Consider the following 14,921-nt stretch of genomic DNA (forward strand, 5'->3'; position numbering starts at 1 on the left):
GGACTATAATCAGTAAGGGGAAACCTTTGTCTCCCCACATTATTAAGCTAATTATATAGAATGGCGCTTAACTTTTCGGTTCAGAAAAGCCAGCCCCAAGTTTTCTATTTCATGGCAAGTACAGTCTTGACCATTTTGCTAATACTCGCATTCGCCTCACTAACGCTTTGCGCCAGCATATAGGCAGGTGTAGTTACCAGCTTCGCATCATTATCCACGACAACCTCATCGACTGGGCACTCTACATGAGTGGCACCTAAGGCATTCAAGCCGCAAGCCGTGGCTTCATCGTCGCCAATAGTTAGCTTAGTCTTGTTGCTATACACTTTGGCGGCTAAAGCTGGTGCAATACACGCATAAGCTGCAGGTTTTTTAGCTTGTGCAAATGCCTTACAGACCTCAAGAACCTCTTCGTTAAAGGTACATTTATCACCGTCTACAGCAAAGGTGCAAAGGTTTTTCGCCGCACCAAAGCCGCCGGGCAGTATAAGTGTATCAAATGCATTAACGTCACAATCAGTGACAGGCTTTATATTGCCTCTGGCTATTCGGGCTGACTCTACCAATACGTTTCTGGTTTCACCTTCCGCCACTTCACCGGTTAAGTGATTGACCACGTGAAGTTGCTCTACATCGGGCGCGAAACATTGATAAGATGCTCCTTCTTGCTCAATGGCTAGAAGCGTTAATACCGCTTCATGTAATTCTGCCCCGTCGAACACACCACTACCACTTAAAATAACGGCTACTTGTTTCATATTGTCCTCCTAGACGTTATGCCATCTACTTATTCAAAATTTGGCTATTAAACACACAAGTGTACAAAAAAAGTTCTTATAAATACGTGTATACAATGTTAACGGTTATGCTACATTACTTGACCAACTTGGTTAAACCAAAAATAAACGTACACCAAGTTATCCACACAAAATGGAATGATTAGTAGCAGGTACGCTGTTTTCACACCTTAGTCTCATTCCCTTATTTTTCTTGATTTAGATGGTGATCTTTAACTTGACAAAGATCATCCGGATCACTGTGCCTGAAACTTTAGATCACAAAGTTATCCACAGGCGAAATATGATCGGCTGTCACGTTTAATCTTCCTTCATGATATGGCGATCTGCCCTAGCCTGTGGCATCCTTGCGCTCATATTGTATATTGGAAAATCGCCCGCTATGCCAGATTCTAAAAAGCCTCCATTTATTCTTGTCGATGGATCGTCCTATCTCTTTCGTGCCTTTCACGGTTTACCCCCTTTAACGAACTCAAAAGGCCAAGATACCGGTGCCATTTATGGTGTTGTGAACATGCTTAAAAGCTTGATCAAGCAATACAACCCTACCCACATGGCAGTAATTTTTGATGCCAAAGGAAAAACGTTTCGAGACGACATTTATAAAGAGTATAAGGCGAATCGCCCGCCTATGCCGGATGAGCTAAGAAGCCAGATCGAACCATTACATACCATCATTAAGGCGATGGGCTTACCGGTTATCGTAGAGTCCGGAGTAGAAGCAGATGACGTTATAGGTACATTAGCCAAACATGCGACAGAGAAAGGAATTGATACCCTTATCAGCACTGGCGACAAAGACATGGCGCAATTGGTTAATGAGCATGTCACCTTGATCAATACTATGACCAATCAAGTAATGGACGTTGAAGGCGTAAATACTAAGTTTGGCATACCTCCTGAACTTGTGATCGACTTTCTCGCATTAAAAGGCGACAAAGTAGATAACATACCCGGCGTACCTGGTGTAGGCGATAAAAGTGCTCAAGCTTTACTTAATGGTATTGGCGGTATCGACGATATTTATAAGAACCTGGATAAAATCGCCGATCTATCGTTTAGAGGTAGCAAGTCAATGGCGGCTAAAATGCAGGAGTACGAGGAGCAAGCACGACTCTCTTATACCCTAGCCACTATTAGCATCGATCTTGACTTAGACTATGATGTTGAAGCCTTGATGCCTAGCCAACCCGATAATGAACAACTTCGCGATCTCTTTGCTGAGTATGAATTCAAACGCTGGCATACAGAAGTAAGTGCGCTTGTGGCGGGCGGTGATACCTCAAATAGCGACACTACTGGCAGTGAAGATAGCAGCAGTGCACAAGAAAGTGAGCAAAGTACATCGGTAGATATCGACAAAGCGAAATACGAAACCGTACTTGATGAAGCGCGCTTTAACGCTTGGGTCGCTAAGCTTGAAAAAGCTGAGCTAATTGCCTTTGACACCGAAACTACTAGTCTTAACTACATGGATGCCGAATTAGTTGGCGTTTCATTTTGTATAGAAGAAGGTGAAGCAGCTTACGTACCTGTAGCCCATGATTACCCCGATGCGCCGGCACAGCTATCACGAGAGTTCGTATTAAACGCATTAAAACCTATTTTGGAATCAGACAAGGTTATCAAAGTAGGCCAGCATATTAAGTACGATAAAAATGTACTAGCGAACTATGACATAACCTTAAATGGCATTGGCTTTGACACTATGCTTGAAAGCTATGTACTAAACAGCACCGCCCAGCGCCACGATATGGACTCGCTAGCTCTAGCTTATCTTGGTCATAAAACCATTCACTTTGAAGAAATTGCTGGCAAAGGCGCAAAACAGCTTACCTTTAACCAAATTGACCTAGAAGAAGCTGGCCCTTATGCAGCAGAAGATGCTGATATAACGCTTCGCTTACATAACGCTATTTGGACAAAGTTAAAAGATATTCCGGAACTTAAAGACTTGTTGATAGACGTTGAAGTTCCCCTTGCGTGCGTCCTTTCTCGCATGGAACAAGAAGGCGTTCTGATTGACAGCCAGAGACTTAGTCAACAAAGCCAAGATCTTGCTAGTCGTATTGCCGAGCTAGAAAGTGAGGTTCATGAGGAAGCGGGCGAGCCATTCAACTTAGGCTCAACAAAACAGCTTCAGCATATTCTATTTGAAAAGATGTCGCTGCCAATTATTAAGAAAACGCCAAAAGGCGCGCCCTCTACTTCTGAGGATGTACTTCAAGAACTTGCACTTGAGTATCCGCTGCCTAAAAAGATCATGGAATACCGCGGCTTAACTAAGCTAAAGAATACCTACACCGATAAACTTCCTAAGATGATCAATCATCGAACAGGTCGGGTGCATACGTCTTATCATCAAGCGGTAACGGCAACAGGGCGTCTTTCTTCAACCGATCCTAATTTACAAAATATTCCTATTCGCAATGAAGAAGGTCGTCGCGTACGTCAGGCTTTTGTTCCAAGGGAAGGAAATAAGTTTGTCGCAGCTGACTACTCTCAAATTGAGCTGCGTATTATGGCGCACCTTTCTGGTGATAAAGGCCTACTCGATGCCTTTGCTCATGGCAAAGATATTCATAAAGCAACGGCATCTGAAGTATTCGGCGTACCACTTGATGAGGTAACGACCGAGCAGCGACGCAGCGCAAAAGCGATTAACTTTGGCTTAATTTACGGTATGAGTGCGTTTGGACTGTCTAAGCAACTTAATATTCCACGTAACGAAGCCCAAAAATACATGGACCTTTACTTTGAGCGCTACCCTGGTGTGCTTGAATATATGGACTCTACTCGTGAGAGTGCAAAGGAAAAGGGTTATGTAGAAACTGTATTTGGTCGCAGGCTATACCTGCCTGATATTAAAGCAAGTAATGGCGCACGCCGAAAAGGTGCAGAACGCGCAGCAATCAATGCGCCAATGCAAGGTACGGCGGCAGACATTATTAAAATGGCCATGATTAAAGTTGACGACTGGATCAGAAAAAATGCATCCGACGATGTAACCATGATGATGCAAGTGCACGATGAACTGGTTTTCGAAATTAAAGAAGACAAAGTAGATACCTATGTTTCTACTATTACAGCACTTATGGAAAGCGCAGCCACACTTAATGTGCCGCTAGTTGTTGAAGCTGGTGTGGGCGAAAATTGGGATGAAGCACATTAGTTTGGTAATTAGATTACAGTTTCAATACCCAGTTGGGAGTTATTTACATTAAATTTGGTAATTTAATTACATAACACCCTTGCCTTTTCTGTGCTTTGTTGTAATATTACGCATGTAGGGTACAGAGGTGAGAAAGCTGTTTTCAAACCTTTGCTTTAACCCCGACAGTTTTGTCGGGGTTTTTTTATATCTGCAGAAAATAAATAACTGTTAAATATCAAACACATAACACTTTGAGTGATTTTTCTTTCTATTTTTTCTGAACTTCTTTTATTACCGCTACTCTATATCTACGGTTTTTATGTGTTTTCTCTCAGTTTACGCCTCGCTCTATGCGGGGCGTTCTTTTTTCTAGCGCATCGAGCTTTCCCACTAAATACACTAAGTCAACACAAGTGAAATTCACCGTTAACGTTATTTGGCTTCACTATCGGATGTATCTTCATCAACTGATTTGTCCAACCCAAACCATGAATCTAAGATACGCTCTAGCTCTGGTAAACCATGTTTATTTAATGACGAAAAGGTTTGTACCGTCACATCACCCATAAATGCCATAGCAGCTTCACGGGCCATTAATAGTTGTGCTTTGCGCTTTCCGCTTTTCAGTTTATCGGCTTTTGTAAGAAGCGCGAGTACAGGGATATCCGACGCCACAGCCCAATGAATGAGGTCTTGGTCTAAATCTTTAAAAGGATGACGAATATCCATTAGTACCACCAAACCTTTTAGCGACTTACGCTTTTGAAGGTATTCACCTAATGACGCTTGCCACTTCTTTTTCATCGCCACCGGGACTTTAGCAAATCCGTAACCCGGCAAATCGACAAGGCGCAAGTCTTCCTCTAATTCAAATACATTGATTAATTGAGTACGACCTGGTGTTTTACTGGTTCTCGCCAAGTTTCTTTGACGGGTTAATGTGTTAAGCGCACTCGACTTTCCCGCATTCGAGCGACCCGCAAACGCAACTTCAATACCGCTGTCATTCTTTAAGTGACGAATGTCAGGTGCACTCGTAAAGAATTTTGCTTTGGTGTAATACGACATCTAGACTTACCTCCACATGCGTCTCAACCTTTGGTTTACAGTTTTTTAATGAATAAACCAGCTAAAAACCATAGTTTTATCATGGAATAGGTTTTTCTGACGCGTTAAATGTGTAAAATACGCATGATATCACGTATATCACGCGAGCCGTTGGATCCATTTAAGAGATTTATTATGAAAAAACTGTGTTTGTTGGTGTGTATGTCTTTGGGTTTAAGCGCAACTGCTATGGCAGAAGGCGACGCCGAGGCAGGTAAAGCGAAATCTGCAGTATGTGCAGCCTGTCATGGCCCTGATGGCAACAGCATGATTGACATGAACCCGAAACTTGCTGGCCAGCATGAGAAGTACATTGTTAAGCAATTAACCGAATTTAAACTTGCCTCTCAAACGGGTGGCGAGGAAGGTCGTAACAATGCTGTGATGAACGGCATGGCTGCTCCACTATCAGAGCAAGACATGAAAGACCTAGCTGCTTATTTCTCAAGCCAAGAGCCTAAAGCGGGCGAAACGCCTGAGCAATATGTAGAAGCTGGACGCGCACTTTATCAAGGTGGTGACGAGTCGCGTGGCGTAACAGCATGTATCGCATGCCACGGACCTAAAGGTAACGGTATGGCATTAGCAGGCTTCCCTGACATCAGTGGACAGCACGCTACCTACACTGCATCTCAGCTAAAGGCTTTCCGTTCTGGTCAACGTCACAACGATATGAATGGCATGATGCGTGATATTGCGATGAAATTAACCGACGAAGATATCGAAATTTTATCTAACTATATCGCAGGCTTACACTAAGCCGTACCGTTTTTACACACTGTTGTTAAAATTTTGTTACCATAAAAGTTGTATTTTAAAATTATTCGTGTAATCTAACGGCGTAGTTTGTAGGTGCCTTTGAAAATCTACAAACTAAACAACAAGAATAATAATAAAAATGCAGCATGGAAGACGGGATAAAGAGCCACGAGGGCCAAAAACAACAATACAGCTCTGCTAAAAATAAAAATAAGGGGAGCACAGCTAGGGAAGCCAGCTACACATAGATGTGTATAACGGGAGAGGTGTCATCTGACACTCATACAATGTAAGGTGATGGTGAAAACCATCACCTTTTTCTTTTTTAGCCCCTTTATTAATATCCGCCTTTTATGTCTTGTCCTTTATGCCAAAGCGCTAATACATCATCTCACTACCACACTGATAAAAAGCGGGAATACCTCCAGTGTAGTCAATGCGAACTTGTTTATGTTTCTCCTGCGTTTCTGCCGTCAAAAGAAGTAGAAAAACAGGAATATGATCTTCACGAAAACAGCTTCGAAGATGAAGGATATCGAAAGTTTTTAGGAAAGGTTTTAACCCCGCTCTCACCTTTTATAAAAGCAACTAACGCAGGAGAGCTTTCTGGACTAGACTTTGGCTGCGGTCCAGCACCTGTTCTAGCAAGCATGCTGTCAGAAGAAGGAGTGAATATGAGTACATACGACCCCTTCTATGCCCCGACCTTAAGGGTACTTGAGAAAAGCTACGACATTGTAACCTGTACTGAAGCTATCGAGCACTTTCACTCCCCATACGTGGAATGGGCGCTGTTCAACAAACTTGTTGCCCCTAGCGGGGTTCTAGCCATCATGACAAAACGCGTGCTCGATAAAGCCCGCTTTGCAAATTGGCATTATAAAAACGACATCACACATGTAAGCTTCTTCAGCGAAAAAACCTTTGAGTATTTAGCACAAAGAGACGGCTATGACGTTAAATTCCCAGCAAATGACGTTGTGCTAATGAAGAAGCGCTGAAATAGATTATCTATCACTACCTTTATGGCATATTGATTTTTAACCGCACACCCAAAGATCAATACGTAGGCACTAATTCGCGCTATAATAGCGTTGTTTTTTCACTCTCTTTGTTATTTGGAAATTATGGCACGTTCAAAGAAATCTCGTAAAGTCGGTCAAATCGGCGTTCGTAAAGACCCAGACTTTAAACCTAGCGAAAACCGTAAATCAGACTCACCTCGCCCTAAAAAGCACAAGGGTAAGCCTGCAGGTAGCCGCCACAATGTTGAACAGAAAAAAGTAACTGGCAAAAAGAGTGCTGAGAATAAAGATCCTCGTCACGGCAGTAAGAAGCCTGTTCAGCTTGTAAAAACAGTAACGCCAACCCCTGCTCAAAAGAAGAAGTACGCAACTCCAGCCCAAGAGTTGGCAGCCCTAGAAGTAGACCAACGTTTAACAGATTTACTTGATAAGCTTGATGATGACAAGCCGCTTACTCGCGAGCAACAAGCGTACGTAGACGAAAAAATGGCACGCCACCGCATCCTTTGTGACCTACTAGGTATAGTGGAAGAAGATGATGAAGACGACGATATGGATCCGTTTAACGATTTAGACGCTATTAACATCGACGACTTTAAGCATTAATAGAAACAGGAAAACGTTATGCTTTGGGCAGTACTTTCAGGCATTGCGCTACTCATCATTGTTGGGCTTGGCTTTTACGCAGGTAAGCTGCTGTTTATGCTAAAGCAGCAGAAAGCGCGACAGGAAGCCGCAAGGCAATCTCGCATTGCTAATATCACTGACAGCATCATAGTGATTGCTAAAGCGATGGAGCAACAGCAGTGTGATTTATCAGAAGGTGTTATTCGTATCGTTAACTTGCTTAACGCCCTTCCTATTAATTCACCACCTGACTTTAAAGCGCAGTATCCGCAAGTTCATGCACTTTTCACCGAGGTCAGTGGCTTTGCTATTTTAGAAGCAAGACAGCAACTTCCTAAGAATGAGCGAAGAAAACAGGATATCGCACGAGAGCAAATTGAGTCTGAATACGAGTCTAAGGTATTGGATGAATTACCACCGCTTAAAGCCTACTGTGAAACTTTGATAAGCGCTCAATAAGAATGTAACGCTATTGCGTAAAAACAAAAGCTTTAGCGTCAGGCATATATAAAAAAGACCGAACATCACTAGGTGCTCGGTCTTTTTTGTTTTTTATGAATTAATTTCTATATTCAATGTTGTGTCCCTTACCATATCACTTTATCGCTAAGTCACAGGTACGCTGATAACAGTGACACCCTACTTCGTGATCGTTTACCATTCCCACTGCCTGCATAAAAGCGTAGCAAATTGTTTCGCCTACAAAATTAAACCCGTGCTTTTTTAATGCTTTTGACATCGCTTTCGATGCGTCGGTAGAGGTGGGGGCCTGCTTAAAGTTATCCCAAGCATTTATCACAGTACGTCCGCCTGTGAATTGCCAAATAAACTCGCTGAATGGCTGTGTTTCTTCTATGGCCAGATACCCTTTAGCATTTTTAATAACAGACTCTATTTTAAGCTTGTTTCTGATTATACCGCTGTCGTGCATTAGCCTTTCGACATCAGAAGGACCCATAGTCGCGATTTTCTCAGGATCAAACTGGTGAAATGCCCGCTCAAAATTCTGCTGCTTTTTAAGGATAGTTAACCAAGACAAGCCTGCTTGCTGACCATCTAGGCATAATTTAGCAAACAGCGCTCGGCTATTTAGCTCAGGTACACCCCATTCGTTGTCATGATAAGCCAGATAAATAGGGTCATTGCTCACCCAACCGCAACGGTGTAATGGCGTGTTTTGTGCTGTTTTTAATTGACTGGTCATGGCTTAAGATTAAATCCTTGTTGTGAAGTAGCATATTGCCTTTATTCGTGACGTTTTTTCACCCTTTACACCTACATACTGTGCCTCACAAATTGTATACTATCCCACCTTAATTTTAAGTCAGTTAACTAATAAGCAGCGGATGTATGCAAAAATACGATATTAAAACCTTTCAAGGGTTGATCCTTGCGCTTCAAGATTATTGGGCGCGTCAGGGCTGCGTTATTATTCAGCCTCTGGATATGGAAGTGGGTGCAGGTACTTTTCACCCTATGACATTCCTACGTTCTTTAGGTCCAGAGCCAATGAGTAGCGCCTATGTTCAACCATGCCGTAGACCCACCGATGGTCGTTACGGTGAGAACCCAAACCGCTTACAGCATTACTATCAGTTCCAAGTAATGCTTAAGCCTTCACCTGACAATATTCAGGAGTTGTACTTGGGCTCTTTGAAAGAGTTGGGCTTTGATCCGCTGGTTCACGACATTCGCTTTGTAGAAGACAACTGGGAATCACCAACGCTTGGTGCGTGGGGACTAGGCTGGGAAGTATGGCTTAACGGTATGGAAGTGACGCAGTTCACCTACTTCCAACAGGTAGGCGGCCTTGAATGTAAGCCTGTTACTGGTGAAATCACCTACGGCTTAGAGCGACTAGCTATGTACGTTCAAGGTGTAGATAGTATCTATGACCTGGTATGGACTGACGGCCCAATGGGTAAAGTCACCTATGGTGATGTATTCCATCAAAACGAAGTAGAACAATCTACGTATAACTTCGAACACGCCAACGTAGAAGCCCTGTTTAGAACTTTCGACGAGTGTGAAGCCGAAAGTAAAAAGCTAATTGAGAATAACCTTCCACTACCCGCTTATGAGCAGGTAATGAAGGCGTCTCACGCATTTAACTTACTTGATGCACGTCATGCTATTTCAGTGACAGAGCGCCAACGCTATATTCTTCGTGTGCGAACTCTGGCTAAAGCGTGTGCAGAGAGCTATTACCAAGCACGTGAAGCACTAGGCTTCCCACTATGTAACAAGGAGGCATAAGCGTGCGTACAGAAAATTGTTTAGTTGAATTAGGTACTGAAGAGTTACCACCAAAAGCACTTAAGTCTTTGGGCGAAGCCTTCGCCACACAATTTGAAGCAGCACTTAGCCAAGCTGACTTAAGTTTTGACTCAGTTAGCTGGTTTGCAGCCCCTCGCCGCTTAGCGGTTTACGTTTCAGGTCTTGCTGAAGGTCAAGCTGATAAAGTAGTAGAGAAACGCGGTCCAGCAGTATCTGCGGCGTTTGACGCTGATGGCAACCCCACTAAGGCAGCTCAAGGTTGGGCACGCGGTAACGGTATCGACGTTTCTGACGCAGAGCGTTTGGTTACGGATAAAGGTGAATGGCTTCTTCATAAAGCATATGTGCCTGGTCAAACTATTGCTGAGTTGTTAGAAGGTTTGATTAATCAAGCAGTAAGCAAGTTACCTATTCCAAAGCCTATGCGCTGGGGTAACTACAACACTCAGTTTATTCGCCCTGTGCACACCCTTTGTGTGCTTTATGGAAGCGAAGTGGTTAACGTTTCAGTATTGGGCCTAACAAGCGGCCGCGTTGTTCAAGGTCATCGATTCCACGGCGAAGGTCGCTTTGAGCTTGATCATGCTGACAACTACGCCTCTGCACTAGAGCAACAATATGTGCTTGCAGATTTTGAGGCGCGTAAAGATAAAGTGCGTCAGCAATTAGAAGACGCAGCTAAAAACCTATCGCTTAAGCCAGATTACGATGAAGAACTGCTTGAGGAAATTGCTTCCCTGGTAGAGTGGCCTGTTGTGCTGCAAGCAGGATTCGATAAGGGTTTCTTAGAAGTCCCGAAAGAAGCGCTTATCTACACAATGAAGGACGACCAGAAGTATGTGCCGCTGCTTGATAGTGATGGCGCACTTTCTAATACCTTCTTGTTTGTAACGAATATTGAAAGCCATGACGCATCTCAGGTTATCTCAGGTAATGAGAAGGTTATACGCCCTCGCCTTGCCGATGCAGAGTTCTTCTTTAATAGCGATAAAAAGACAACATTAGAAAGCCGCCTTGAAAGCTTAGAAACCGTGTTATTCCAAAAGCAGCTTGGTACGCTTAAAGAAAAGTCTGAACGTATATCAGCCCTATCGGCATTTATCGCTTCGCAAATTGACGCAAATGAAACACAAGCAGCGCGCGCAGGTCTTCTAGCTAAAACCGACTTAATGTCGAACATGGTTATGGAGTTTCCAGACGTTCAGGGCGTTATGGGTAAATACTATGCGCTAAACGACGGTGAAGATGCACCTGTAGCGGAAGCTTTATATGAGCAGTACATGCCACGTTTTGCTGGTGACGCACTTCCTAGTTCTGGCGTAAGCGCATCAGTAGCCCTTGCTGACAAACTTGATACACTGGTTGGTATATTCGGTATTGGCCAGCTGCCAAAAGGTGATAAAGACCCATTCGCGCTTCGTCGTGCAGCTATTGGTGTTTTACGTATTGTTACCGAGCTATCTTTGCCTTTAGACCTTGAAACACTTGTGAGCAAAGCAATTGAGGTATATGGCGATAAATTAAAAAATGCTGAAACACAAACGCAGGTTGTTGATTTTGTATTAGGTCGCTTCAATGCCCTCCTACAAGATCAAGCTATCGCCATTGACGTTATTCAGGCCGTAGCAGCCCGTCGCCCTACAAAGCCTTCTGATTATCTAGCTCGTGTCCATGCGGTAGATAAATTTAAGGCATTAGAAGAGGCAGAAGCCTTAGCAGCCGCTAACAAACGTGTAGCCAATATTCTTGCTAAGCAAAAAGTAGATGTGACTAACTCGGCGAATATAGATGAATCGTTACTAGTGGAAGACGCTGAAAAAGCGCTTTATGTAAATCTGAAGTCTGCACAAGGAGAAGTGGATAGCGCACTACCTTCACACGACTACACACGCATTCTGTCAGCACTTGCTACGCTACGTGATGTAATCGATAACTTCTTTGATAACGTAATGGTTATGGCAGATGACGAAGCAGTTAAGAATAACCGACTTGCTTTACTATCGCTTTTAAGGCAACTTTTCCTTACTACCGCAGATATTTCAATCCTTGCGAAGTCATAAGGCTAGTTAACGTTACTGCAGTCTAATGCTGCAATAAATGAAAGCCCAACCCTTACGTTGGGCTTTTTTATAAAGGGAGAAACTGTGAAAAAGTTACTAACTATTGCTTCTATGTGCATAGCCCTGTCAGCATGCTCAAGCAGTGGAAGCTTTAAGATCCCAGAAATAGCACCGGAAGTGCCACGTATTCAATTTGAAAACATGTTTTTAAGAGGCGTGTTTAATTGGTGGGAAGCCGATGCAAGCTATAAGTTCGAAAGGTCAGATTCAGGTTGGGCAGTAGATGTTGAACTGATTGCCGACGGACAACCTTACGATTTCAGATTATCTGATGCAAAATGGACGCCCTCACAGAGCTGTGGAGGCAAATATAAAGGCCAGCCTGTGATGCTAGGCTCTACCGCCTATTTAGTCTGTGAGCAAGGCTCAGAGAACTTACAATTCACCCCCTCTACTACTGGCACTTATCGCTTTACAGTAAACCCTGCTAGTGCAGGAGAAGTCGCATTAATAGTGACCAAAGTTTAAAAAGAATGCCGCATTGAAGCGGCATTTTTTTACATATATCATTAATCATTTAATCCACTACGGTAAACACACTATAACGTTACTGTCTTGTAGCGAATTTTCTCGTTCTTTATACATAAAAAAAGCGACCATGTGGTCGCTTTCTTTTCAGCAGATTTTATCTACTACACGTCTAGGTTTTCTACCTTCAGCGCATTCGCTTCGATGAATTCTCTACGCGGCTCTACTTGGTCGCCCATTAACGTTGTAAACAACTGGTCACAACCAATAGCGTCTTCAATAGTAACTTGAAGCATACGACGGCTTTCAGGGTCCATGGTAGTTTCCCAAAGCTGCTCCGGGTTCATCTCGCCTAGCCCTTTATAGCGCTGAATGTATTGACCACGTTTCGCTTCATTCATTAACCACTCTAAAGCGTCTTTGAAAGACTCTACTGGCTGCTTACGCTCACCACGCTTAATGTAAGCGTCTACACCCATCATATCATTGATAGCTAAGTTAAGTTCTTTCAGGCGCTGGTACTCAGACGACTCAATGAATTCGTGGTCGATAATGTATTCATAATCGATACCGTGCATACGCATGATAATCGTAATGTAGTATTCGCTTAACTCTGCGTCAGTACGAATTTCATAACGGTACGTTGCACCATCGTTTTCGCGCTCTGTAAGCTGCTCTACGAAGTGTTTCGCTACGTGCTCTAGAGCTGATTCATCTTTCAGATCTTCAAGGTTAAGCGTAGGCGTGTACAGCATGCGGTAAAGAATCGCTGAAGGCATTTTGCGCTTCATACGGGCAATCATTTTTTCTACTGACTGATATTGCTTAACTAGGTTTTCTAGCCCTACACCGCTGATGCCTGGATCGTCATCACTAGTGTGCAATGATGCCCCATCAATAGCGATACCTGTAAGATAATTAGTCAAAGCATCATCGTCTTTTAGATATTGCTCTTGCTTACCTTTCTTTACCTTATAAAGCGGAGGTTGAGCAATATAAACATAACCACGTTCGATGATTTCAGGCATTTGACGATAGAAGAACGTTAGTAGAAGCGTACGAATGTGAGAGCCATCCACATCAGCATCGGTCATGATAATGATGCTGTGATAGCGTAGCTTTTCTGGGTCATATTCGTCACGGCCAATACCACAGCCTAATGCTGTGATAAGCGTTGCAACTTCTTGTGAAGAAAGCATCTTGTCGAAACGTGCTTTCTCAACGTTAAGGATTTTACCTTTAAGCGGTAAAATAGCTTGGTTTTTACGGTTGCGACCCTGCTTGGCTGAACCGCCCGCTGAGTCACCCTCCACTATGTATAGTTCGCTCAGTGCAGGATCTTTTTCTTGGCAATCAGCAAGCTTACCTGGCAGACCAGCCAAATCTAGTGCGCCCTTACGGCGTGTCATTTCACGTGCTTTACGAGCAGCTTCACGCGCTCGCGCAGCATCGATGATTTTACCTGCAATAATCTTACTTTCAGCTGGGTTTTCTAATAGGAAATCGGCAAGCTTTTCATTCATCGCAGATTCAACCGCAGGACGAACTTCAGAAGATACAAGCTTATCTTTTGTTTGTGAGCTAAATTTTGGGTCAGGTACTTTTACTGAAATTACAGCTGTAAGACCTTCACGAGCATCATCACCACTGGCGTTGGTTTTAGCCTTTTTATTTAAGCCTTCCTTTTCCATATAGTTGTTCAGCGTACGCGTCAACGCTCCACGGAAGCCTGCTAAGTGAGTACCACCATCACGCTGTGGAATGTTGTTGGTAAAACAGAAAACATTTTCTTGGAAGCTGTCGTTCCACTGCATTGCAACTTCTACAGCAATGCCATCTTCCTGCTCGCTGGCGAAGTGAAACACTTTTTGATGTACAGGCGTTTTCTTTTCATTCAAATATTCAACAAAGGCTTGAATACCACCTTCGTACATGAAGTGGTCTTCTTTACCGTCGCGTTCGTCTTTCAAACGAATTGATACACCAGAATTCAAAAATGAAAGTTCTCTAAGGCGCTTAGCAAGAATATCGTAATGGTACAGTGTATCTGTAAATGTATCAGAGCTTGGCCAGAAACGAATCATTGTTCCTGTCTTGTCTGTATCGCCAGTAACTGCAAGAGGAGCTTGTGGAACACCATGTTGGTATTCTTGCTCATGAGCTTTGCCAGCGCGACGAATGCGCAGCTTCAGTCGACTAGAAAGTGCATTTACTACCGATACACCAACGCCGTGAAGACCGCCGGAAACTTTATATGAGTTGTCATCGAATTTACCGCCTGCGTGAAGCACCGTCATAATAACTTCAGCTGCAGACACCCCCTCTTCAGGATGTAATTCTGTAGGGATACCACGTCCATCGTCAGACACAGAAACTGATCCGTCACTATGGATTTGCACAGTTATTTCAGAACAGTGTCCCGCCAGTGCTTCATCGATAGAGTTATCGACTACCTCAAATACCATGTGGTGCAATCCGGTACCATCATCAGTATCACCGATATACATACCCGGACGCTTTCTTACTGCATCTAATCCTTTAAGTACTTTAATACTGGACGAGTCGTAGTTGTTCTCTTCTGACATAC

General features: G+C 43.4%; 12 protein-coding genes. 8 read left to right on the top strand and 4 right to left on the bottom strand.

The genetic code is table 11. From position 1 onward, the window contains the following. Positions 1–104: 104 nt before the first annotated feature. The gene (elbB, locus tag ACXACS_RS01655) at positions 105–758 is read right to left on the bottom strand and encodes an isoprenoid biosynthesis glyoxalase ElbB (protein ID WP_179981874.1); all 654 of its coding nucleotides are present in this window, start codon (positions 756–758) and stop codon (positions 105–107) included. Positions 759–1,179: 421 nt separating this feature from the next. Here elbB and polA point away from each other — a divergent pair, with 421 nt between their 5' ends. Next, positions 1,180–3,969 (top strand): DNA polymerase I, encoded by a 2,790-nt coding sequence (gene polA / locus ACXACS_RS01660; protein ID WP_474803293.1) that lies wholly within the window; start codon positions 1,180–1,182, stop codon positions 3,967–3,969. A gap of 414 nt (positions 3,970–4,383) precedes the next feature. Here the strand turns inward: polA and yihA are convergent, their stop codons facing one another. Then, on the bottom strand, positions 4,384–5,019 hold the full coding sequence (gene yihA / locus ACXACS_RS01665; protein ID WP_474803296.1) for a ribosome biogenesis GTP-binding protein YihA/YsxC: 636 nt from the start codon (positions 5,017–5,019) through the stop codon (positions 4,384–4,386). A gap of 174 nt (positions 5,020–5,193) precedes the next feature. Here yihA and ACXACS_RS01670 point away from each other — a divergent pair, with 174 nt between their 5' ends. The 4 genes from ACXACS_RS01670 (at position 5,194) to ACXACS_RS01685 (ending at position 7,928) form a co-directional block, all read left to right on the top strand. Beyond that, positions 5,194–5,817 (top strand): c-type cytochrome, encoded by a 624-nt coding sequence (locus ACXACS_RS01670; RefSeq protein ID WP_179981871.1) that lies wholly within the window; start codon positions 5,194–5,196, stop codon positions 5,815–5,817. Between the two features lie 353 nt (positions 5,818–6,170). Beyond that, positions 6,171–6,818 carry a class I SAM-dependent methyltransferase gene (locus ACXACS_RS01675; protein ID WP_474803299.1) on the top strand — a complete coding sequence of 216 codons (648 nt, stop codon included), beginning with the start codon at positions 6,171–6,173 and terminating at the stop codon, positions 6,816–6,818. 126 nt (positions 6,819–6,944) lie between these two features. Continuing rightward, complete coding sequence (gene yihI, locus ACXACS_RS01680; RefSeq protein WP_474803301.1) at positions 6,945–7,448, top strand: Der GTPase-activating protein YihI; 504 nt, start codon at positions 6,945–6,947, stop codon at positions 7,446–7,448. An 18-nt stretch (positions 7,449–7,466) separates the two neighbouring features. Continuing rightward, a complete protein-coding gene (locus ACXACS_RS01685; protein ID WP_179981868.1) occupies positions 7,467–7,928 on the top strand; it encodes a DUF2489 domain-containing protein in 462 nt (153 codons plus the stop codon). A gap of 136 nt (positions 7,929–8,064) precedes the next feature. On the opposite strand, the gene ACXACS_RS01690 is transcribed toward ACXACS_RS01685, so the two are convergent. After that, positions 8,065–8,673 (bottom strand): DNA-3-methyladenine glycosylase I, encoded by a 609-nt coding sequence (locus ACXACS_RS01690; protein ID WP_474803304.1) that lies wholly within the window; start codon positions 8,671–8,673, stop codon positions 8,065–8,067. 146 nt (positions 8,674–8,819) lie between these two features. On the opposite strand from ACXACS_RS01690, the gene glyQ reads away from it, so the two are divergent. From glyQ to ACXACS_RS01705, 3 genes are all read left to right on the top strand, one after another. After that, positions 8,820–9,725: a glycine--tRNA ligase subunit alpha gene (gene glyQ, locus ACXACS_RS01695; RefSeq protein ID WP_014947716.1), complete on the top strand. Its 906-nt coding sequence runs from the start codon at positions 8,820–8,822 to the stop codon at positions 9,723–9,725. Positions 9,726–9,727: 2 nt separating this feature from the next. Continuing rightward, positions 9,728–11,806 carry a glycine--tRNA ligase subunit beta gene (gene glyS, locus ACXACS_RS01700; protein WP_474803306.1) on the top strand — a complete coding sequence of 693 codons (2,079 nt, stop codon included), beginning with the start codon at positions 9,728–9,730 and terminating at the stop codon, positions 11,804–11,806. An 84-nt stretch (positions 11,807–11,890) separates the two neighbouring features. Then, positions 11,891–12,334 (top strand): hypothetical protein, encoded by a 444-nt coding sequence (locus ACXACS_RS01705; protein ID WP_474803308.1) that lies wholly within the window; start codon positions 11,891–11,893, stop codon positions 12,332–12,334. A gap of 164 nt (positions 12,335–12,498) precedes the next feature. On the opposite strand, the gene gyrB is transcribed toward ACXACS_RS01705, so the two are convergent. After that, positions 12,499–14,919: a DNA topoisomerase (ATP-hydrolyzing) subunit B gene (gene gyrB, locus ACXACS_RS01710; RefSeq protein ID WP_474803310.1), complete on the bottom strand. Its 2,421-nt coding sequence runs from the start codon at positions 14,917–14,919 to the stop codon at positions 12,499–12,501. Positions 14,920–14,921 lie beyond the last annotated feature (2 nt).

The sequence above is a fragment of the Alteromonas sp. AWM4_230 genome (genome assembly GCF_056158305.1).